Source organism: Sinomonas albida (genome assembly GCF_004919045.1).
In the GTDB taxonomy this organism is placed as follows: Bacteria; Actinomycetota; Actinomycetes; order Actinomycetales; family Micrococcaceae; genus Sinomonas; species Sinomonas albida.
Window position 1 is genome coordinate 150,397 of record NZ_SWDW01000003.1, and the last position, 19,725, is coordinate 170,121.

The 19,725-nt window shown below is 70.3% G+C and carries 21 protein-coding genes and 1 riboswitch; of the genes, 10 read left to right on the forward strand and 11 right to left on the reverse strand.

The genetic code is table 11. The annotated features are described in order from the left end of the window. The first annotated feature begins 68 nt into the window (after window positions 1-68). Complete coding sequence (locus E6A26_RS04220; RefSeq protein ID WP_136609939.1) at window positions 69-716, forward strand: NADPH-dependent F420 reductase; 648 nt, start codon at window positions 69-71, stop codon at window positions 714-716. Here the strand turns inward: E6A26_RS04220 and E6A26_RS04225 are convergent. The 3 genes from E6A26_RS04225 to E6A26_RS04235 all read right to left on the reverse strand — a co-directional run bounded on the left by E6A26_RS04225 (window position 701) and on the right by E6A26_RS04235 (window position 4,401). Further along, window positions 701-1,879 (reverse strand): YibE/F family protein, encoded by a 1,179-nt coding sequence (locus E6A26_RS04225; RefSeq protein WP_234865018.1) that lies wholly within the window; start codon window positions 1,877-1,879, stop codon window positions 701-703. The two genes, E6A26_RS04220 and E6A26_RS04225, sit on opposite strands and share 16 nt — an antisense overlap. 110 nt (window positions 1,880-1,989) lie before the next feature. Beyond that, a complete protein-coding gene (locus E6A26_RS04230) occupies window positions 1,990-2,988 on the reverse strand; it encodes a GNAT family N-acetyltransferase (RefSeq protein WP_136609940.1) in 999 nt (332 codons plus the stop codon). Between the two features lie 27 nt (window positions 2,989-3,015). Further along, window positions 3,016-4,401, reverse strand: coding sequence for a glycine--tRNA ligase (locus E6A26_RS04235; protein WP_136609941.1), 1,386 nt, complete (start codon window positions 4,399-4,401; stop codon window positions 3,016-3,018). A 92-nt stretch (window positions 4,402-4,493) separates the two neighbouring features. Between E6A26_RS04235 and E6A26_RS04240 the strand changes: the two genes are divergently transcribed. After that, the gene (locus E6A26_RS04240) at window positions 4,494-4,709 is read left to right on the forward strand and encodes an RNA-binding S4 domain-containing protein (protein WP_136609942.1); all 216 of its coding nucleotides are present in this window, start codon (window positions 4,494-4,496) and stop codon (window positions 4,707-4,709) included. Here the strand turns inward: E6A26_RS04240 and E6A26_RS04245 are convergent. After that, window positions 4,696-5,415, reverse strand: coding sequence for an alpha/beta hydrolase (locus E6A26_RS04245; RefSeq protein WP_136609943.1), 720 nt, complete (start codon window positions 5,413-5,415; stop codon window positions 4,696-4,698). The genes E6A26_RS04240 and E6A26_RS04245 overlap by 14 nt on opposite strands. Window positions 5,416-5,561: 146 nt before the next feature. On the opposite strand from E6A26_RS04245, the gene E6A26_RS04250 reads away from it, so the two are divergent. Together E6A26_RS04250 and E6A26_RS04255 are read left to right on the forward strand one after the other, a co-directional pair. Then, on the forward strand, window positions 5,562-6,428 hold the full coding sequence (locus E6A26_RS04250; protein WP_136609944.1) for an SGNH/GDSL hydrolase family protein: 867 nt from the start codon (window positions 5,562-5,564) through the stop codon (window positions 6,426-6,428). Between the two features lie 51 nt (window positions 6,429-6,479). Further along, the gene (locus E6A26_RS04255; RefSeq protein WP_136609945.1) at window positions 6,480-7,076 is read left to right on the forward strand and encodes a hypothetical protein; all 597 of its coding nucleotides are present in this window, start codon (window positions 6,480-6,482) and stop codon (window positions 7,074-7,076) included. A gap of 157 nt (window positions 7,077-7,233) precedes the next feature. Here E6A26_RS04255 and metX read toward each other — a convergent pair whose 3' ends face one another. From metX to E6A26_RS04275, 4 genes are all read right to left on the reverse strand, one after another. Further along, the gene (gene metX, locus E6A26_RS04260; RefSeq protein ID WP_136609946.1) at window positions 7,234-8,409 is read right to left on the reverse strand and encodes a homoserine O-acetyltransferase MetX; all 1,176 of its coding nucleotides are present in this window, start codon (window positions 8,407-8,409) and stop codon (window positions 7,234-7,236) included. Next, a complete protein-coding gene (locus E6A26_RS04265; protein ID WP_136609947.1) occupies window positions 8,406-9,773 on the reverse strand; it encodes a bifunctional o-acetylhomoserine/o-acetylserine sulfhydrylase in 1,368 nt (455 codons plus the stop codon). Before E6A26_RS04265 ends, metX begins: the two co-directional genes overlap by 4 nt. A gap of 12 nt (window positions 9,774-9,785) precedes the next feature. Further along, window positions 9,786-9,898, reverse strand: a riboswitch (SAM riboswitch). A gap of 96 nt (window positions 9,899-9,994) precedes the next feature. After that, window positions 9,995-11,215 carry a type II toxin-antitoxin system HipA family toxin gene (locus E6A26_RS04270; protein ID WP_136609948.1) on the reverse strand — a complete coding sequence of 407 codons (1,221 nt, stop codon included), beginning with the start codon at window positions 11,213-11,215 and terminating at the stop codon, window positions 9,995-9,997. After that, window positions 11,212-11,463 (reverse strand): type II toxin-antitoxin system Y4mF family antitoxin, encoded by a 252-nt coding sequence (locus E6A26_RS04275; protein ID WP_136609949.1) that lies wholly within the window; start codon window positions 11,461-11,463, stop codon window positions 11,212-11,214. Before E6A26_RS04275 ends, E6A26_RS04270 begins: the two co-directional genes overlap by 4 nt. A gap of 302 nt (window positions 11,464-11,765) precedes the next feature. On the opposite strand from E6A26_RS04275, the gene E6A26_RS04280 reads away from it, so the two are divergent. The 5 genes from E6A26_RS04280 (at window position 11,766) to E6A26_RS04300 (ending at window position 15,671) form a co-directional block, all read left to right on the forward strand. After that, entirely contained in the window at window positions 11,766-12,503 is a 738-nt protein-coding gene (locus E6A26_RS04280; RefSeq protein ID WP_168928663.1) for a phosphatase PAP2 family protein, read from the forward strand. Between the two features lie 86 nt (window positions 12,504-12,589). Further along, a complete protein-coding gene (locus tag E6A26_RS04285; protein ID WP_136609951.1) occupies window positions 12,590-13,255 on the forward strand; it encodes a VTT domain-containing protein in 666 nt (221 codons plus the stop codon). A gap of 45 nt (window positions 13,256-13,300) precedes the next feature. Further along, complete coding sequence (locus E6A26_RS04290; RefSeq protein WP_327407385.1) at window positions 13,301-13,969, forward strand: response regulator transcription factor; 669 nt, start codon at window positions 13,301-13,303, stop codon at window positions 13,967-13,969. Beyond that, window positions 13,969-14,991 (forward strand): sensor histidine kinase, encoded by a 1,023-nt coding sequence (locus E6A26_RS04295; protein WP_136609953.1) that lies wholly within the window; start codon window positions 13,969-13,971, stop codon window positions 14,989-14,991. Before E6A26_RS04290 ends, E6A26_RS04295 begins: the two co-directional genes overlap by 1 nt. Before the next feature lie 41 nt (window positions 14,992-15,032). Beyond that, entirely contained in the window at window positions 15,033-15,671 is a 639-nt protein-coding gene (locus E6A26_RS04300) for a VOC family protein (protein ID WP_136609954.1), read from the forward strand. Window positions 15,672-15,733: 62 nt separating this feature from the next. Here the strand turns inward: E6A26_RS04300 and E6A26_RS04305 are convergent, their stop codons facing one another. Further along, window positions 15,734-16,519 carry a CPBP family intramembrane glutamic endopeptidase gene (locus tag E6A26_RS04305; RefSeq protein WP_136609955.1) on the reverse strand — a complete coding sequence of 262 codons (786 nt, stop codon included), beginning with the start codon at window positions 16,517-16,519 and terminating at the stop codon, window positions 15,734-15,736. 29 nt (window positions 16,520-16,548) lie between these two features. On the opposite strand from E6A26_RS04305, the gene E6A26_RS04310 reads away from it, so the two are divergent. Further along, on the forward strand, window positions 16,549-17,229 hold the full coding sequence (locus E6A26_RS04310) for a histidine phosphatase family protein (RefSeq protein ID WP_136609956.1): 681 nt from the start codon (window positions 16,549-16,551) through the stop codon (window positions 17,227-17,229). Window positions 17,230-17,262: 33 nt separating this feature from the next. Here E6A26_RS04310 and E6A26_RS04315 read toward each other — a convergent pair whose 3' ends face one another. Beyond that, the gene (locus E6A26_RS04315; RefSeq protein ID WP_136609957.1) at window positions 17,263-18,507 is read right to left on the reverse strand and encodes an amidohydrolase family protein; all 1,245 of its coding nucleotides are present in this window, start codon (window positions 18,505-18,507) and stop codon (window positions 17,263-17,265) included. 11 nt (window positions 18,508-18,518) lie between these two features. Then, on the reverse strand, window positions 18,519-19,643 hold the full coding sequence (locus E6A26_RS04320; RefSeq protein ID WP_136609958.1) for an NAD(P)/FAD-dependent oxidoreductase: 1,125 nt from the start codon (window positions 19,641-19,643) through the stop codon (window positions 18,519-18,521). Window positions 19,644-19,725 lie beyond the last annotated feature (82 nt).

Consider the following 19,725-nt stretch of genomic DNA (forward strand, 5'->3'; position numbering starts at 1 on the left):
CCGGACGCATTCGGGGCTCCAATGCGTCCGCAGGGGAATACCCGGCAGCAGAGTCGGTTGCACGCAGCATGACAACTCTTGGACTGATCGGAAGCGGACACATCGGATCGCAGCTCGCACGCCTCGCCGTCGGGGCGGGGCTTGACGTGGTCCTGAGCAATTCTCGCGGCCCGGAGACCCTCAGCGATCTCGTCGCTGAGCTCGGTCCCCGCGCCCGCGCCGCGACGCCGGCCGAGGCCGCGCGCGCCGCGGACATCGCCGTGGTCAGCATCCCGCTCAAGAACATCGGCGACGTGCCGGCCGAGGAACTCTCTGGCAAGACGGTCATCGACACCAACAACTACTACCCCCAGCGCGACGGCATCATCCCCGAGCTCGAGGCCGAGGAGACCACCACCGCGGAGCTCCTCCAGAGCCGGCTTCCCGATTCGCACGTGGTCAAGGCGTTCAATCACATCTACTCGCGGGAGCTCACGAGCCATGCTCTCCCCGCCGGCTCACCGGACCGGAGGGCGCTCGTCATCGCGGGCGACGACGAGGCAGCCAAGGCCGAGGTCGCCGCGCTCATCGACTCCTTCGGCTTCGACACGGTCGACGCCGGCCCGCTCGCCGAGGGCTGGCGCATTCAGCGCGACACTCCCGGCTACGGGCCGCGGCTCGACAAGCAGGGGCTCGTCTCGGCGCTCGCAGGGGCGAAGCGCTACCGCGACGCGTAGCCGGGTTCGGGCTCGGGCTCGGCCCATCGCGCGGCGCCCGTCGCCTTGACCACGGCGACGGCGATCGCGGTCGTGATCGGGATGGCGAGCACGAGCCCGATCGAGCCCACGAGCGTGCGCACGACCTCCTCCGCGAGCTCGGAGCCCGTGAGGGCGTCGAGCAGCGGGCGGTCGTAGAGCGAGACGATGACGAGCAGCGGAAGGGCCGCGCCTGCATACGCGAACGCGATCGTGTACACGGTCGACGCGATGTGGTCGCGCCCGATCCGCAGCGCCGAGGAGAAGAGCCTCCGCGCAGACGTGTGCGGCGCAAGCTCGTAGAGCTCCCACACCGCCGACGCCTGTGTCACCGTGACGTCGTTGAGCGCGCCGAGGCTCGCGATGATGAGCCCGCACAGGATGATCCCGGAGACCGAGAGGTTTCCTCCGACGTTCACGAGCGAGGCGCCGTCGTGCCCGCCGACGCCCGTGAGATTGCCCGCGTCCATCGCCCAGGCCGCGAGGGCGGCCGTCACGCCGAGCCCGAAGACCGTGCCGAGCAGCGCCGTGGACGTGCGCGCCGAGAACCCGTGGGCGAAGTACAGGACGCCCATCATGATGACCGTCGAGCCGACGAGCGCGAGCAGGAGCGGCGGCTTGCCCTCGATGAGGCCCGGAAGGATGAACAGGGCCAGAACCGCGAAGGCGCCCCCGAGGCCCAGGAGCGCCCTCACCCCCCGCCACCGCGCGACCGCCACGACGACGACCGCGTAGAGGCCCGCGAGGAGCAGCAGGGGGACGGTGCGTACGAAGTCGACAAACACGTACGACGGCGGTTGGGGACTGCCCGAGGGATCCTGCGGCTGTGCCTGCTGGACCTTCGAGAGGTTCAGGTAGCGGATCTTGTCACCGGCCTTGACGCCGTGGGAGACCACGACATCCGGGTTCATCGCGACCCGCACGGCCGTGCCCCCGGCGTCCGGCTGGGTCACCGCAACCGTGCATTGGGACGGCTGCTGGCCCTTCGCGCACCCGGCTTGGGCAACCTGCTGAACGGTTCCGGTCTCCATCGTGACCCCCTGCGCGAGCGCATACGGGTTGGAGAGCCTGAGGTCCCCGCGGTTGCCAGACGGCCACAGGAGGACCATCGCGACGAGCGTCACGAGGCCAAGGGGCACGAGCACAGCGGCGAGGATCCACGTGGCACGACGTCGCGCGGCCGCCGCCGCCCGGCTCGGCGGCTCCCCGGGAGCCGCGTGGCTGTGTCCGGAGTCCGCAGCTCGGGCCACCCGGGTCAGTCCCCGAGGATCACGGTGTCGGGACCCATCTGGTCCGCGAGTCCCCCGGCGAGGAGCGGATCGACGGCGGCGCGAAGTGCCTCCATCGAGTCGTCGACCTCGAGCAGCACAGGGTGCTGGTACGCGACGAGGGCGAGCAGGCCGCGCACGGCGTCGCGTGCGTCGTCCGGCTCGAGCTTCGGATCATGGCCGAGGAGCACCTCGGTGGGCTGCTCGTCGCCCCGCGCGCCGCTCACGACGGGCTCCGCGGCGAGCGGGCTCGCGTAGCTCACGGCGAACGCCCTCAGCCGCCCCTTCTTGCTGGCAGGGGCGGCCCCGCCGAACGCGCTTGCGGCCGGGGCCCGCAGCACCACGGCACCGTGGGCGCCCGCCGCGTCGGAGAGAAACAGCTGCTGCGCCCTCCCCACACTCAGCGGGGCGGGCGGGTCCCATGCGTGCACCGACGTGTAGTAGCGGCCGACGGCGTCGCTCAGCTCGACGGAGCCCGTCGCCAGATCCTGGACGAGCTGCGAGCTCTGCTCCTCGGAGCCGTCGCCGAACACCGGGAGCTTGAGCGTGCCGGGCCGCACGACGACATGCCGCGAGCGCTGGAGCGGAGCGAATCCGGACGCGAGGGCGAAGGCCTGGCCTTCGGAACCGTCCGCCGTCTTGGTGCGCAGCCCCTTGGGCCCGCCCGGCGCCGTGAGCGCGGCCTCGCGGAGGCGCCGCAGGAGCGTGGCACCGACGCCGCGGCGACGGTGGTCGCGCGCCACCTCGACGTACGCCCACAGCCGCTGGGGATGCAGGGCGCTCGCGTACACGACTCCGGCCGCAACCGGGATACCCAGGTCCTCGGCGACGACGCAGCGGCGCCACCCGCCGTCGTCGTCCGCCCCCGCGTCAGGGGCGAGCTCGCCGCGGAACTGCTGTGCTGCGGGTCCCTCGGCGTCGCCCCAGATCTGCAGGAGCGCCTGGTCGTCGCCCGCGCGCCACGGGCGGTAGCTCAGTTCGGCCACTCGCTTGATTCCTCCCGGCTCGGCCCGTCAGTTCCCGTCGAGACGCTCGGCGAGATAGCCCTGGACCTTGTCGAGCGAGACGCGCTCCTGCGCCATCGTGTCGCGCTCGCGGATGGTCACGGCGTTGTCCTCGAGCGTGTCGAAGTCGACCGTGATGCAGAACGGCGTGCCGATCTCGTCCTGGCGGCGGTAGCGGCGGCCGATAGCTCCGGCGTCGTCGAAGTCGATGTTCCAGCGCCTGCGGAGCTCGGCGCTCAGGTCGCGCGCCTTGGGCGAGAGGTCCTCGTTGCGGCTCAGCGGCAGCACCGCGGCCTTGACCGGGGAGAGCCGCGGGTCGAGGCGAAGCACGGTGCGCTTGTCCACGCCGCCCTTCGTGTTGGGAGCCTCATCCTCCGAGTAGGCGTCGACGAGGAACGCCATCATGGACCGCGTGAGGCCGAACGAAGGCTCGATCACGTACGGGATGTAGCGCTGGTTCGTGGTCTGGTCGAAGTAGGCGAGCTCGTGGCCCGAGGCCTTCGAGTGGCTGCCGAGGTCGAAGTCGGTGCGGTTCGCGATGCCCATGAGCTCGCCCCACTCGTTGCCCTGGAAGCCGAAGCGGTACTCGACGTCGATCGTCCCTGCCGAATAGTGCGCGCGTTCCTCCTTCGGCACATCGAATCGGCGCATGTTGTCCGGGTTGATCCCGAGGTCCACGAACCAGTTCCAGCACGCGTCGACCCAGTGGTCGAACCAGGAGGGTGCGTCCTCGGGCGCCGTGAAGTACTCGATCTCCATCTGCTCGAACTCGCGCGTGCGGAAGATGAAGTTGCCCGGCGTGATCTCGTTCCGGAACGCCTTGCCGATCTGGCCGATACCGAACGGCGGCTTCTTGCGCGAGGTCGTGACCACGTTGTTGAAGTTCACGAAGATGCCCTGGGCCGTCTCGGGCCGCATGTAGTGCAGGCCCTCCTCGTTGTCCACGGGACCGAGGAACGTCTTCATGAGCCCGGAGAACATCTGCGGCTCGGTCCACTGGCCGGTGACGCCGCAATCGGGGCACGTGATGGACTCCATGCCGTTCTCGGGAGCGCGGCCCTTCTTGGCCTCGTAGGCCTCGATCAGGTGGTCCTGGCGGTGCCGCTTGTGGCAGTTGAGGCACTCGACGAGCGGGTCCGTGAACGTCGCAACGTGGCCGGACGCCTGCCAGACCTGCTTGGGGAGGATGACGGACGAATCAAGGCCCACCATGTCCTCGCGGCCGCGGACGAACGTCTGCCACCACTGCTCCTTGATGTTCTCCTTCAGCTCGACGCCGAGGGGACCGTAGTCCCACGCGGACCGGGAGCCTCCATAGATCTCGCCCGCCTGGAAGACGAATCCGCGGCGCTTGGCCAGGGAGACGATTGCGTCCAGTTGGGATTTGGGTGCCAAGACATGTCCTCCATACAGTGCAGGCCGCTGGGTGCGGTCCGGGTAGTCCAGAGTCAAGAGTACCGGCGGCTGGGACGAATAAAGTGGGAGCCATGCATGACGTCGAGATCCGCGAAGGCACGATCAGGCTCGGTCAGCTCCTCAAGCTGGCCTCGCTCGTCGGGGACGGTCACGAGGCCGCCGACCTCATCCGCAACGGCCTCGTCAAGGTGAACGGCGAGATCGAGGAGCGGAGAGGCCGGCAGCTCGGCCCGGGTGACGTCGTCGAGGTCAACGGCGAACAGGTCCGCCTCGTCAGCCGCGGCTGAGGACCTTGAAGCGCAGGAAGTCGGCCACGTGGGCCATCTCGGGCGCGCTGATTCCGTGCATGATGCCCTCGTAGACGATTTTGGTGAGGTCGACTCGGCCTCGGATCCACCCGAGCGTGAACTCGACCTTGTCCGGCGTGATGACGGGATCCGCCTGGTCGCGCCCCCAGAAGAACGGCACCGTGCCGTCGAGCTCGGCGTCGCGGACGTAGGGCCAGCTCCCGCCGGCACTCTGATGGGCGGCCGTGCCGCGCTCCATGTCCTCACCGTTGATCGCGAAGCCGGAGAGCCCGACGACGGCGGCGAAGTCGCCCGGGCGCCGGCGCAGGAGAGTCGTGGCCATCGCCATGCCCATCGAGAAGCCGAGCAGCGTGACCGAGCTGTGCTGCGCCCTGACCGCGTCGAGCCACTCGAGGGCGTACTCACTCGCGGCCTCGACGTGCCCGAGGTCGAAGTCGGCGTCCGCCACGAGCGGGAACCATTGGTAGGCCCCCGGCGCCAGCTGCTGCGGCGCGCGCAGGGAGGCCACCGTGAACTCCTCGGGCAGGAGGGGCACGAGTCCCATGAGATCGGCCTCGTTCGCGCCGTAGCCGTGGAGCAGGACGATGAGCGGTGTCCCGGCCCGCGCCTCCTCGGGCCGGCTCCACACGGCATGGTGGGTCGGGTAGGCCATCGGGTAGCTGGGGGTGGTCTGCGCCTCAGTCATGGGATCCATTCTTGCATGTAGTTGAATCATCAAGTAAATGCCCTCGGCACCACGGGCCCCTCGGCACCACGGGCCTCTCGGCGCCCCGGGCACAGTCCGCGCCTCCCCAGCGTTAACGCCGGATAGATAATGCAGGAGTGACCGACATGACCCAGACCAATCACCGCGATGCTCAGCTCACGGATGGCCAGCGCCACCCGTGGCACCGCTACGTGGCCATGGGAGATTCGTTCACGGAGGGAATCGGCGACCCCGACGACGCCGCGCCCGGCGGGCACCGCGGCTGGGCGGACCGCCTCGCCGAGGAGCTCTCGCGCGGGAGCGAGGACTTCGCATATGCGAATCTCGCGATTCGCGGGCGACTGCTCGGGCAGATTCTCGACGAACAGCTCGCGCCCGCGCTGGACCTCTCCCCCGACCTCGTCTCGATCTCGGCCGGTGGGAACGACCTCCTGCGGCCCGGAAGCGATCCGGACGCCCTCGCCGTCAAGCTCGACAGCGGCGTGGGGCGCATCGCGGAGACCGGCGCGACCGTGCTGCTCTTCAACGGCCCCGATGTGGGCTCGACGCCCGTACTGAGCGCGATCCGCGGCAAGGTCGCGATCTACAACGAGAACCTCCGGACTGTGGCCGCGCGCCACGACGCGATCATCGCGGACATGTGGAGCCTGCGCCAGCTCTCCGACTCGCGCATGTGGGCGAGCGACCGGCTGCACTTCTCGCCGCTGGGCCACCACACGATCGCGATCATGGCGCTTGAGGCACTCAACGTCCCGCACAGCCTCTCGCCCATGGAGCCCACGGCACTCCCCAGCCGCTCGTGGCGCACCGCCCGCGCCGAGGATCTGGTGTGGGCGCGCGAATACTTCGTACCCTGGGTGATCCGCCGGATCCGCCACAAGTCGAGCGGCGACGGCATCTCCGCAAAGCGGCCGACGGCGGAACCCGTCTTCGGCGTGGGCGTCCCGTTAGGCTCGGGCGGCGCACTCGGAACGGACGAGGGCGGCGAGTAGGCTGAAAACATACCCGCCCGGCAGACCGGGCGCGTCAGACCGGAGGCAGCCATGAGCTGGATGTTCTGGGTCATCGTCTTCGCGTGGGTGGTGCCGTTCATCATGCGCAGGATGAGCCAACCGCCGCGGGATCGGCGCCAGTACCCGCCGCGCGACCGCGGCTACAACCGCGACGGCGGGTACCCGGGCAACCCGTACCCTCGCGGGTACCCCGGCCAGCAGCCGCGCCAACAGAACCCCGCGGGAACCGGCCAGCAGCTTCCGCCGCAGTCCCCACCGGCCGGCAACCCGCCGGGCGGAAACTGGTGGCAGCAGCCCATCCCGCCCGGCACGTTCCCTGGACAGCAGCCGCCGCGGACCTCTTCGGGCCAACCGCAGCAGGCCCGTACTCGCCAGCGGCCCGCCCAGCAGGCGCCCACCCAGCAGCGGCCCGGCCAGCAGGCGCCCACCCAGCAGCGGCCCGGCCAGCAGGCGCCCACCCAGCAGCGGCCGCAAAGCGCCCCGGAGGGCGTCCAGCCCATCCCTCACGCCGACGAGCCCCAGGGCTACCGAGCCAGGAAGCTCGCCGAGCTGGACCAGCAGTTCACAGACCAGAAGATCTCCCTCGAGGAGTACATGAAGGCGCGGAACGAGGTCATGCGCGGCTGACGAGTCGAACCTGCGTGGCGGGGCCGTGGCTGTATATCCAGCACGGAGGGCCTACTTGTGCCTTCAACGAGTGATTCCTGTTGGACCACTGTGTCCTGATCTTGAGGGCCACATCCCGCGTGCAGGACCGCCGTCGCCTAGAGGGTGAAGACGTCGCCTAGAGGGTGAAGACGTGCCTCCGCAGCTCTGGACCGAGCTGGCCGATCTCGGTGAGGAAGCCGTCGTGGCCGATCTCGGCGTCGATCCGGTAGACCGGCACCTTGCCGGGGAGCGCCTCGGCAAGCTCCTCGCTCTGCTCCGGAAAGTACAGGCGGTCCGAGTCCACGGCCGCGAGGAAGAACTCGGGAGCGGTCGAGGAGAGCGCGCGCACCACTCCGCCTCGGCCCCGGCCTACGTCGTGGCTCATGAGCGCCTCGGTGAGGATCAGGTAGCTGTTCGCGTCGAAACGCCGCACGAGCTTCTCCGCCTGATGATCCAGGTAGCTCTCGACCTGGTACCTCCCGCGCGAGGCCACACCTTCCCGCGCGTCGAACGGATCCTCGGCCGCTTGGCCTCGGCGGCCGAAGCGGTAGCCGAGCTCGGTTTCCGACCGATAGCTGATGTGCGCGATCCGCCGTGCGAGGCCCAACCCAGCGTCGGGCGTCGCCTCACCGTAGTAGTCGCCGTCGCGGAAGTTCGGGTCCTGGCGGATGGCGAGGATCTGGGCCTGCGCGAGGGCGATCTGCTCCGCGGTGCTGTAGGCACCGATCGCGACGACGACGCAATGCTTGACCCGCTCGGGGAAAGTCGCGCCCCACTCGAGGGCCCGGGCCCCGCCCATCGAGCCGCCGACCACGGCATGCCAGCGCCGAATGCCGAGGCGATCGGCGAGCCGCGCCTCGGCCCGCACGGAGTCCCTGATCGTGACGAACGGGAACCGCGAGCCCCACGGTCGGCCCTCGGGATCCGGCGAGGCGGGCCCCGTGCTGCCGTAGCAGCCGCCGACCATGTTCGCCGCCACGACGAAGTACTTCTCGGTGTCCACGGGCTTACCGGGCCCGACGAGCGCGTCCCACCAGCCCGGCTCATCCGTATGCCCCTGGGCCACGTGGGTGGAGCCCGTGAGAGCGTGCTGGATCAGCACGGCGTTGGAGGCGTCGGCGTTGAGGCTTCCCCACGTCTCGAACGCGAGCTCGACGTCGGGAAGCGCTCCCCCGGCCTCGAACTCGAGGGCACCGATTCCGAGGGTGCGGACCACGCTGTCGCGGGGTTGGGTCCGGACTGCGTCGGTGGGCGAGTCTGAGGCCGGCGCAGTGGCGATGTGGGGCGTCGCGATGCGGTCCACGACCGTCATGCGACGGGCTCGGCGACGGCGGACGCGGCGCGAGCGGACGCCGCGGCCTCGAAGCCGGCCTCAAGGTCCCCGAGGATGTCGGCAATGTTCTCGATGCCCACGGCCAGTCGCACGAGGCCAGGCGTCACGCCTGCGGCGCGCTGCTGGGCCTCGCTCAGCTGGGCGTGCGTGGTCGACGCCGGATGGATCACGAGCGAGCGTACGTCGCCGATGTTGGCCACGTGCGAGTGCAGCGTGAGGGCGTCCACGAAAGCCTTGCCCGCTTCCGCGGGGGACACGCCGTCGCTCCCCGCGAGCTCGAACGAGACGATCGCGCCGGCGCCCTTGGGCGCGTACTTCTTCCCGAGCGAGTGCCACGGGCTCGACTCGAGCCCCGCGTACGCAACAGACTCGACGTCGTCGCGTGCCTCGAGCCACTGCGCGACGGCAAGGGCGTTCTCGACGTGGCGCTCGACGCGGAGGCTCAGGGTCTCGAGACCCTGGGCGATGAGGAACGCGTTGAACGGCGAGACGGCCGAGCCTAGGTCACGCAGGAGCTGCACGCGGGCTTTCAGGACATACGCGAGGTTGGCCCCGAGGATCCCGTTCACGCCGAGATCACGCGCGAAGACGAGCCCGTTGTAGCTCTCGTCCGGCGTGTTGAAGCCGGGGAAGCGCTCGGGGTCCCTCGCGTAGTCGAACGTGCCGCCGTCCACGATCACCCCCGCGATCGCCGCGCCGTGGCCGCCCAGGTACTTCGTCGCGGAGTGGACCACGACGTCTGCGCCGTGCTCGAGGGGACGCAGGAGGTACGGAGTCGCGACGGTGTTGTCGATGATGAGCGGAACCCCGGCCTCGTGAGCCACCGCCGCGACGGCATCGATGTCGAGGACGTTCTGGCGCGGGTTCGAGATCGACTCGGCGAAGAACGCCTTCGTCTCGGGGCGGACGGCTGCCTTCCACGCGTCGACGCTGTCGGGGTCCTCGACGAACGTCGTCGCGATGCCGAACTTCGCCAAGGTGTGCTTGAACAGGTTGTACGTGCCGCCGTAGAGGCTCGCGCTCGCCACGACGTGGTCGCCCGCCTCCGCGACGGTGAGGATCGAATACGTCGTCGCGGCTTGCCCCGAGGAGAGCAGGAGCGCGCCGACGCCTCCCTCAAGACTCGCGATGCGCTGCTCGACGGCGTCCTGGGTCGGGTTGCCGATTCGGGTGTAGATCGGGGCGAGCTCGGCGAGCGCAAAGCGGTTGGCGGCACTCTCCGCGCTCGGGAAGACGAACGACGTGGTCTGATAGATCGGCAGGGCCCGGGCTCCGGTCTCGGAATCGGGGGTCTGGCCGACGTGGATCTGACGGGTCTCGAAGGACCACTGGGTGCTGGACATAGCATTCCCTCCGCACTGCGCTTGACCGACGACTCCCGCCGGCCCAGGTCTTCACCCGGGGCACCCCACCGCGGCAGGAGGGTTGCCGGCCAGCAAACCGGGGTTTAGCGCTGGCACTCATGACCTGATGCGAGTGTAGAAGGCCCCGGAATCGCCCGGACAAATGTGTGACCGTGTGTGAAGGCGGGCCGCGCAGGGGAAGGCCCGCTGGCGGAGAGCGCTCAGCCCTCCATGAGCCGCCGACGGTGCTTGAGCTCCTTGACCCACGCTCTGGTCTGGCTCGGCGGGAAAGGCGAGGCGCCGCCGTCGTCCGTCTCGAGCGCCGCCACGAGCGGGCCCGCGGCCCTCAGTGCGAGGTCGACGACGCCGGCCGCCGCGCGCTCGGGCAGGCCGAGCTCCGCCGCCCACCCCAGGAAGTGCCGCCGCGAGATGCCCGTGCGCTTGCCGCCGAGCTGGAGCGCGAGGGACTTGTCCCCGTAGGGAACGGTCGAGGGAATGTCGTAGACCGGTGCGACGGCCCACTCGCCCGGCGAGGTGAGCCCGCGCACCACGGAGACGTTCTTGGCATGCAGGTCCCCGTTGCCCACGAGCCACGCGAACGCGCCTTGGACCGCGAGGTTCCGGAGGGCCGGCAGCTCGGCGGAGCACTGCGCAGCGACCGCGCGGCAGAGCTCCTCATAGCTCACGTTGTACTTGTCGGCCGGGTACAGGCCGAGCAGCTGGGAGCCGTCCTCGACCGCGAGCCGAGCCGTCCCGCCGTCGGGACGCGCGGGCCGGTCGAAGCGCTCGACGAGGAGGCCCGCGCGCCCTGCGACGTCGCGCACGAGCTTGACGCCGCTCACCGGAAGGCGCAGCCGCGCGGCAAAGCGGTACATGAGGGCCTCGTTCTCCACGACGTGCGGGAACTCGGGTGCGTTGAGCTTGAGGATGTAGCGTCGGCCCGCCTGAGCAGCGGGGAGGGAGATCATGCCCGCGCTCACCTTGTCCTGGACGCCCGCGAGCGCTTTGGGGTCCACGAGCGTGGGGTCGTCCACGAGCGCCGCGAAGTCCGGCGGCCGCCGGGCATCGAATTCGACGGCGTGCTCCCCCTCCCTCGCGCCGGTCGCGAGAGGCTCACCGTGCGGGACGATCTGCACGTCCCCCACGGGATCGCCGCCGGCCGCCATGAGGAGGCCGAGCTCGTCGTCCGCGCTCGTCTTGACCGCGCGCCGTAGCGACGCGAGCCGCCGGCCCTCGGGCAGGAGACCCGTGAAGAACGGTGGAACCGCGCCGGCGGGAGCGTCGACGGGCCGCGAGCTCAGCGGAAGCGTGCTCGCAACAGGCTCGCCCCGGGACGCGAGATAGGACGGAACGTAGGAGAAGCGGGTGCCGCCGTCCACGCGCTCGAGCCGCGCCGCGAGCACCCCCGCCTTGTAGACGTCCGCGATGCGATGGCGGGTCATGGTGCGTGCCCTCCGGCGGTGACCCGGGTCTCCGTGCCCCCGGGGCGCGCGACGACAGCGAGCTCGAAGCCGAGCGCGTCGAGGACGGCCGCGAGCGCGTCGAGCCGCACGCTGGCCTTGCCCTGCTCGACGAAGCGGACGAACCGCTCCGACACCCCGGCGAGGTCGGCGAGGTCTTGCTGGGTCAGGCTCAACGCACGACGGCGGTCCCGCACCCGGGCGGCGAGGTCCCGGACCGCTTCCTGCATCTCGTCCTCCCGCGTTCTCCGTGTGGTCTCTGGGGTGTGCGCCGCTGCCTCCGCCCGTCTCGGGGCAGCCTTGCCCGCGAAACGGGTAGAGGCAGCGGCACGATCGTTCCGATTCCATGCTCGCGCCGGGCCGGCATGTGAGTCAAGCAACAGGGGGCGGCCGAGATCGGTACGATCGTGCCGATCTCAACGTGAGTCTCGGCGCTCCGCCCCGAAGGCGGGGCTGGCGCGCCGCAAAATCCTTGAACCGACGCGGGGCGGTTCTTAGAGCGGTCTTAGACGGGGCAGGGCAGGATAGGCACATGACCTCTCCCGACTATGCGGCGCACGGCGCCCGGATGGCGCGCGAACCGCGCAGCCGACTCGTCACTCTCCCGAGCCTGCGGCACTGGATCCTCGTGCCGGTCGCGATGAGCATCGTGGTCTTCGCCCTCGGATTCCTCGCCAAGACCACGCCCCTGACCGACACCGAGCTGAGCGTCGATCAGACCATGAGCACCCAGCACGTGGGCTGGCTCAACACCCTCTCGCTCGCCCTGGAGAAGATCCTCGGGCCCTCGGGCGCGATCGTCATTCTCGTGATCCTCATCGCGGTCCTGTGGTTCCTGCGCCGCACGCCGATCGACGCAGTGGCCGTCGCCTCCATCACGGGCTTCGGCTGGATCTTCAGCCTCATCTTCAAATATGGCGTGCACCGCCATCGTCCGGACCCGGGCCTCCTCGCGAACCCGCTCTCCCCGGACATGGACCCGAACAGCTTCCCGAGCGGTCACGTGAGCTTTGCCGTGTCGCTCACCATCGCGCTGTACTTCCTCTTCCGCGACAAGCGCTGGGGCATCTGGGTCCTGGTCGTCGGCATGGTGCTCTCGGGCTTCGTCGCGATCTCCCGCGTGTACGTGGGCGTCCACTACCCCATCGACGTCATCGCGTCGTTCCCGGCCTCAGTGGCCGGCATCCTCCTCTGGTGCGGCCTGTGGAACAGGTTCGCGCTCCCACTCCTCGACCGTGTCCCGTTCGTGGCGCGGCTCGAGTACCGCTGAGCAGCAGCCTCACCGAAGACCTCCCACCAGCTCGTCGGGCCTCCCGGCTGGGCAATACCGTCGCGCGCTACTGACAGGACACTCCCATGCTTGATCCGACCGCCCTGCTCGTCGACGCCGGACCCTGGGTCCTCGGCGTCGTGGGCCTCATCGTCTTCATCGAATCCGGGCTCCTGTTCCCGTTCCTGCCGGGCGATTCGCTCCTCTTCACCGTCGGCCTCCTCCACGCCCAGCTCGGGATCTCCCTGCCCGTGCTCATCCTCGTGGTCATGGTCGCCGCCGTCGCGGGCGACCAGGCCGGATACCTGATCGGCCGGGCCGTGGGCAAGCGCTGGTTCCGTGAGGACGCGAAGATCCTCAAGCTGAGCCACCTTGAGAGCGCAGAATCGTTCTTCGGCCGCTACGGCGGGCGGGCGCTCGTCCTCGCGCGGTTCGTGCCGATCGTGCGCACGTACGTTCCGCTCGTGGCGGGCATGGCCCGCTATCCGTACCGCCGCTTCATCGGCTGGAACGTGATCGGCGCCGTCGCGTGGGCCGTCTCCGTGACGCTGCTCGGCGTCTGGCTGGGCCACGTCGACTTCATCAAGAAGAACATCGACGTGCTCTCGGTGCTCATCGTCGCCGCTTCCGTCGTCCCGATCGGCATCGAGGCCCTGCGCCACCGCCGCAAGGCCAAGAAGGCGCGCGAGGCCGAGGCTGCCCGCGCCGCGGCCGAGCCCGTCGAGGCGTACGCCGAAAACTCCGCCGACTGATCAAGGAGCCCCTCGCTCAGCCGCTCCCTTGACACAATGGCAGCCATGGACCTCCGACCCCGCGTGCTCCTCGTCGAGGACGACCGGCAGCTTGGCCCGCTCGTGGCCGAGCTGCTGGGAACGGACTTCGCCGTGACCCTCACCGCCGACGGGCGCGAGGGGCTTGAGCTCGCCCTTGCACAGGAATGGGACGCGCTCGTCGTGGACCGGGGCCTGCCCCGTCTCGACGGGGTCCTCCTCGTCAAGTCGCTCCGCGCCAAAGGCCTCGCCACCCCCGTCCTGATGCTGACCGCGCTCGGGACCGTGCCGGACAAGGTGGAGGGCCTCGACGCCGGGGCGGACGACTACCTCGTCAAGCCGTTCGACGCCGAAGAACTCGCGGCCCGCCTCCGGGCCATGACCCGCAGCTACGCGCCACCCGAGCGCGGTCGCCTCCCGGTCGGAGACTGGGAACTCGACCCGGTCTCGCGCATCCTGTCCTCCCCCTACGGGAACCGGGTGGACCTGTCGGGCACGGAGTCGGCGCTCCTTGCCGTCTTCGCGCGCGAGCCCGCGCGCGTGTTCTCGCGCTCCGAGCTCCTGGCCCTCGCGTTCGACGCCGGGGATACCCCGGGCGCGGTCGACACGTATGTGCACTACCTCCGGAAGAAGACGGACAAGTCGGTGATCAGGACCGTCCACGGCGTGGGCTACCAGCTCGGGGGGCTCGCGTGATGACCGCGCGCCGCCGTCTGCCCCGGAACTCCGACGAGGCCGCGCTCCGCCGCGCGGCACTCAGGGTGGGCCTGCAGATCGCGGGGGCGATCGCCGTCGTCGTCGTTCTCCTGCTCGGCGCCGCCGGGCTGTACCTCTGGGCCAAGTCGCAGCCCCAGGAGGTGCTCGCCCACCTCGAACGCTCCGAGCCGCAGGTGGTCCTCGACGCCGTGGACGTCCTCGGGATCCTCGTGGTGGGCGGCGTCGCGGGCATCGTTCTCGGAGGGCTCGTGGGGATGCTGAGTGCCCGCCGGGCCGTCAAGCCCCTCGGCGAGGCCCTCGCGCTCCAGCGCCGGTTCGTCCAGGACGCGAGCCACGAGCTCCGGACTCCGCTCGCTGTCCTGGACACCCGCATCCAGCTCGCCCAGAAGCGTCTCGGGCCCGGCAGCGAGGCCGCTCCCGTGCTCGCGGAGCTGCGCAGCGATTCCGCCTCGCTCGCCGCCGTCATCGAGGATCTCCTCGGCAGCATCGCGGGGCAGGGCCCGGACACGCCGGAAACACCGACGGACCTCGCGGGCCTCGCGGACGAGGTGGTCAACGACTTCGCCGTCCTCGCGGCCAAGCGGAAGATCTCGCTCGAGCGCGAGGTGGGCCCAGGACCCGTCGCCGTCCCCGTGGCGCCCGCGCCCCTCAGGCGCGTCATCGTGGCGCTCCTCGACAACGCGCTCAAGTACACGCCGGAGGGCGGGCGGGTCACCGTCGGCGTGCACTCCGCGGCGGGCGTGGGCCGGGGCACGACGGCGGTGCTCACCGTGGCTGACACAGGCCCCGGAATCGAGGGCCCCGCCCCAGAACGGGTCTTCGAGCGCTTCGCACGATCTGAGACCGCGACGCTTGCGGCGCGGCGGAGCTACGGGATCGGGCTCGCGCTCGTGCGTGAGATTGCCGTCCGCAACGGCGGATCCGTGCGGATCGCGGAAACTGGCGCCGGAGGTACCACTATGGAGGTCACCCTCCCGGCAGCCCCGCACAAGTTAGGTTAACCTAAGCTGAGACCCACATCTCAAAGTGCCAAGATGACTGCATGCGTATGGACCATGTTTCTTATGCCTGCGAACCTGATGGCCTGGCGGCCACGACGGAACGTATTGCCAGCGCACTGGGGGTCGAGGCGGTCAAGGGCGGGGTCCACCCTCGGTTCGGTACCCGCAATATGATCATCCCGCTCACTGCGCACCACTACCTCGAGGTCGTCGAGGTCCTGGATCACCCGGCGTCGGACAAGGCGCCCTTCGGACAGGCGGTGCGGGCCCGCTCCGCCGCAGGCGGCGGCTGGATGGGCTGGTGCGTCGAGGTCGACGACCTGGTTCCGTTCGAGGAGCGCCTGGGCCGCAAGGCCGTCCCCGGCAACCGCAAGTTCCCCGACGGCCGCGAGCTCGTCTGGAAGCAGATCGGCATCCTGGGCCTCATCGCCGATCCCCAGGTTCCGTACATGCTCAAGTGGGAGGGCGATCCGACGCTTCACCCGTCCAACGCGTACGCCGCCACGGTCTCGGTCACGAAGCTCACCATCGCCGGCTCGGCCGAGCGCGTGACCGAGTGGCTCGGGGAGCCGGTCGAGCAGCCGCTCGAGGACGTCGAGGTCGAGTGGGTGGCCCCCAAGGGCACGCCCGGCATCATGTCCGTCACGTTCAACACGGGGAACAGCCTCGTCACGATCTGAGCCTGGGCGGAGGCCCCGCAACGTTGCGGGGCCTCCGCCACCCCACTGCTGGGTCCCGGCCCCTACCCCAGTCCGATGGCCCTGCCCACGAGGCTGAAGCCCACGAACGCAAACGTGTCGAGCAGCGCGTGGGCGATCACGAGCGGCATCACCCGCCCGTACCGCCGGTACACCCAGCAGAAGACCACGCCCATCACGGCGTTCCCCACGAACGGCCCGATGCCCTGATACAGGTGGTAGCTCCCCCGCAGGATCGAGCTCGCGGCGACCGCCGCCGTCGTGCTCCAGCCCAGGCGCCGCAGCCACGCGAGCATGAAGCCGACGACGATCGTCTCCTCGAGAAGAGCATGCCGGATCGCCGAGAGGATGAGCACCGGCACGGTCCACCAGTACTTGTCGAGACCGCTGGGGATGATCGACGTCGTGATGCCCAGCATCCGGCCCGCCCAGTACAGCCCGAGCGACGGGATCCCCATGGCGAGGAAGAGGCCGACGCCGTAGAGGGCGTCGCGGCCGGGACGGCGGAAGTCCAAGCCGAGGCGAGCAAATGGGGCGCGCCACCCGCGGCGGCCCACGGACTCCCATACGAAGTACAGCGCGAGGGCCACGGGAACGAGCGAGAACCCGATGTCGAGCAGCTGATACGTGAGGTCGAAGTACTCGCGCGAGTTGAGCGTCGCGTTGAGCGTCGACTTCCCCTGAGCGAGCGGCGCCTGCGTCGCCTTGTCGAGCAGCTGCACCACGGAGTAGACCGCCGACTGCCCCAGCGACAGCCCCAGGACGATGAGGAGCTGGGCACGCCAGCGCGTGCGGGAGGCCGAGCGGACGACGGCGACGGCATCAGGCATGCAACAATCCTGCCTTACGCTGGGGTGCTATGAGCGCGCCGCGGCAGATCATCATGGTCCGGCACGGCCAGTCGGCCGCGAATCTGGATACGAGCATCTACGAACGCGTACCCGACTACCGCATCCCGCTCACCGATCTCGGCATCGAGCAGGCTCGGGAGGCCGGCCGGCTCGTCCGCGAGCAGCTCGACGGCCAGCGGGTCCGGGTCTACGTCTCGCCGTATCTGCGGGCGTATCAGAGCCTCGAGGCGATGGGGATCGAGGACCTGACCGAACGGGTCATCGAGGAGCCGAGGCTCCGCGAGCAGGACTGGGCGAACTACCAGATTCCCGAGGAGATCGAGCAGCAGAAGCGGCTTCGTGACACCTACGGCCATTTCTTCTTCCGTTTCCGCGAGGGCGAATCCGGAAGCGACGTCTATGACCGCGTCTCGAGCTTCCTCGAGACGCTCCACCGGCACTGGGACAAGCCTGGGCACGCCCCGAACACGCTCCTCGTGACGCATGGCCTCACGATGCGACTCTTCTGCATGCGCTGGTTCCACTGGACCGTCGAGTACTTCGAGTCCCTCAACAATCCCGAGAGTGCAGGTGTCCACCGGCTCCTGCTGCAGGACGACGGCCGGTACGAGCTCGACCGCCCGTTCAGCCAATGGTCCGAGCGGACCCCGACGGACACGGTGCTTTCGACGCTCTCCGAACGCCTCTAGGATCCCAGGCCCCTCCGGGCTGGGCCCTCCGGGCTAGCGCACCTGCTTCCCAGCGCGCCACACGGCGTGGGTGAGCGGCATGCCGGGCCTATAGGCGAGGTGGGTCGCCGAGGGCGCGTCGAGCAGCTGCACGTCGGCGCGATGGCCGACGGCGATCGACCCCACCGCTCGCTGCCCGTCCTCGTCCCGCCCGACGTGCCGGCGCAGGGCCAGAGCGCCCCCGAACGTCGCCGCGCGCACGGCCTCCTGGACGCTCAGGCCCATCTGCAGCACCGCCGTCGTCACGCAGAACGCGACGGAGCTCGTGTAGCTCGTGCCCGGATTGCAGTTCGACGCGATCGCAAGCTGGACGCCCGCGTCGAGGAGCCTCCGCGCGGGGGCGAGAGGCGCACGGGTCGAGAGGTCGCAGGCCGGAAGCACCGTCGCAACCGTGCCGACCTCGGACTCCGCGCTCGGTCCTGTCCACCCGGACCACGTCCCGGCGAGCGCCTCGACATCCGCATCGTCGAGGAAGTTCACATGGTCCACGCTCGCCGCCCCGACCTCGGCCGCGAGCCGGACGCCGGGCCCCGGACCGAGCTGGTTCCCGTGCACGCGCAGCCCGAGGCCCGCGTCGCGGCACGCGAGCAGCACGCGGCGGGACTGTTCCTCCGTGAACGCGCCTCGCTCGCAGAAGACATCCGCCCAGCGGACATAGGGCCGCACTGCGGCCAGCATCTCGCGGCACACGAGGTCCGTGTACTCCTCGGCGTCGGCTCCCGCCGGCACGAGGTGAGCCCCGAGATAGGTCACCTCGTCGACCGCCTCGGCGGCGAGCCCCGCGCTCCTGCGCTCGTTCTCGACATCGAGCCCGTAGCCGGTCTTCGTCTCGAGATACGTGGTCCCTCCGGCCGCGGCCTCCGCGACGCGCGAGGCCAGCAGGCGCCGCAGCTCGCCGTCGGACGCCGCCCGCGTGGCCGCCGTCGTCACGCCGATGCCGCCCGCCGCGTAGGCCTGTCCGGCCATGCGCGCCTCGAACTCAGCCGTCCGATCGCCGGCGAACACGAGGTGGCTGTGCGAGTCGACCCAGCCCGGCAGCGCGGCGCGGCCCGCGGCGTCATACCGCGCGTCCGCGGCTGGCGCGGATGACGACGGCCCTACCCACGCGATCCGCTCGCCGTCGAGCACGACTGCGGCATCGCGGAGCACGCTCGCCGCTGCGGCCTCTGGACTTCCATCGCCCCAGTCCTGGGTCGAGAGCTCGCCGATGTTGTCGATGAGGAGGGTCGTGGTGCTCATTGAGCAATCCTCTATCGGCGCACCGACAATCGGTGGGGATCGAGCGCGCGCTCCGTCTCGGATACCGGACGGGCGCCTGTACGCAGGGCCTCGGACCCGGCCAGGAGTTGGCCTGCTGCGTCCTCCGCCATGGCCGCGGACGTCTGGAAGCCGTAGCCGCCCTGCCCGGCGAGCCAGAAGAACCCGGGCGCTTCGGGATCGAATCCCAGCAGCGGCAGTCCGTCCGCGGGCGAGGTGCGGAGCCCGGTCCACGCCCGGACGATCCCGGTCACGGGGAGATCCGCGACCCGGCGGATGAGCTCGACCGTTCGCTCGACGTCGCCGGGCCGCGGAATCGCGTCCTCGGCGCGGCTCGGTTCGGTCTCGGACGGCGAAACGAGGGCCCCGGCCTCGTCGGGACGGAAGTACCAGGAGTCGTCCGCCGCGGCGATCATGGGCATGTCCGGGTCAAGCGGCTCGGCGAGCGAGACGAGCGCGGCCGTACGGCGGAACGGCTGGAGACCCAGGCGCTCCACCCCGAACAGGATCGCGACGTCATCGGCCCACGCGCCCGCTGCGTTGACGACGTTCGCGGCATGGAAGCCCTCGGCCCCGGCGCCTACGAGCCACCCCGCGCCCACCCGCTGAGCTGTGTGGACTGGGCTGCCCACGTGGATGGCGACGCCCCCCGCACGGGCCTTCGCCTCGTGGTCAGCGACGAGCGCGAGCGCATCGGTGCGCACCGAGTCCGTGTCGAGCGCGGCCGCCTCGAACGCGCCCTCACGGAGCACGGGCGCGAGACCGCGCGCCTCGTCGGGCGCGAGGCGCCCCATGCCGGCGTGCGCCTCCGCCGCGACGTCCGCCGCGGTGCCCACGAGCATGAAGCGGCTCGGCCAGGCAAGCCGCCGCCCGGCGTCGTCCACGGCGTCGCGGAGCGTGGCCAAGGTGCGCCGCGTGAGCTCCTGGACCGGCGCGGGACCGTAGCTCGGGATGAGCTGCTGGGCCGAGCGCGAGGACGTGTGGTAGGCGAGGCTCTGTTCCGCCTCGACGAGTGCAACGCGACACTTCCCGGCAAGTTCGGAGGCGAGCGACAGGCCGGCGATGCCGCCTCCCACGATGAGGACGTCGACGTCGTGGGTGCTGTCCGTAGTGGCCATGCGGCCACGATACCGCGCGCCTTCTGGGCCGTCCCGCGGTGAAAACGGCGGCGCCTAAGAACCTTTCCACAACGACCAAACA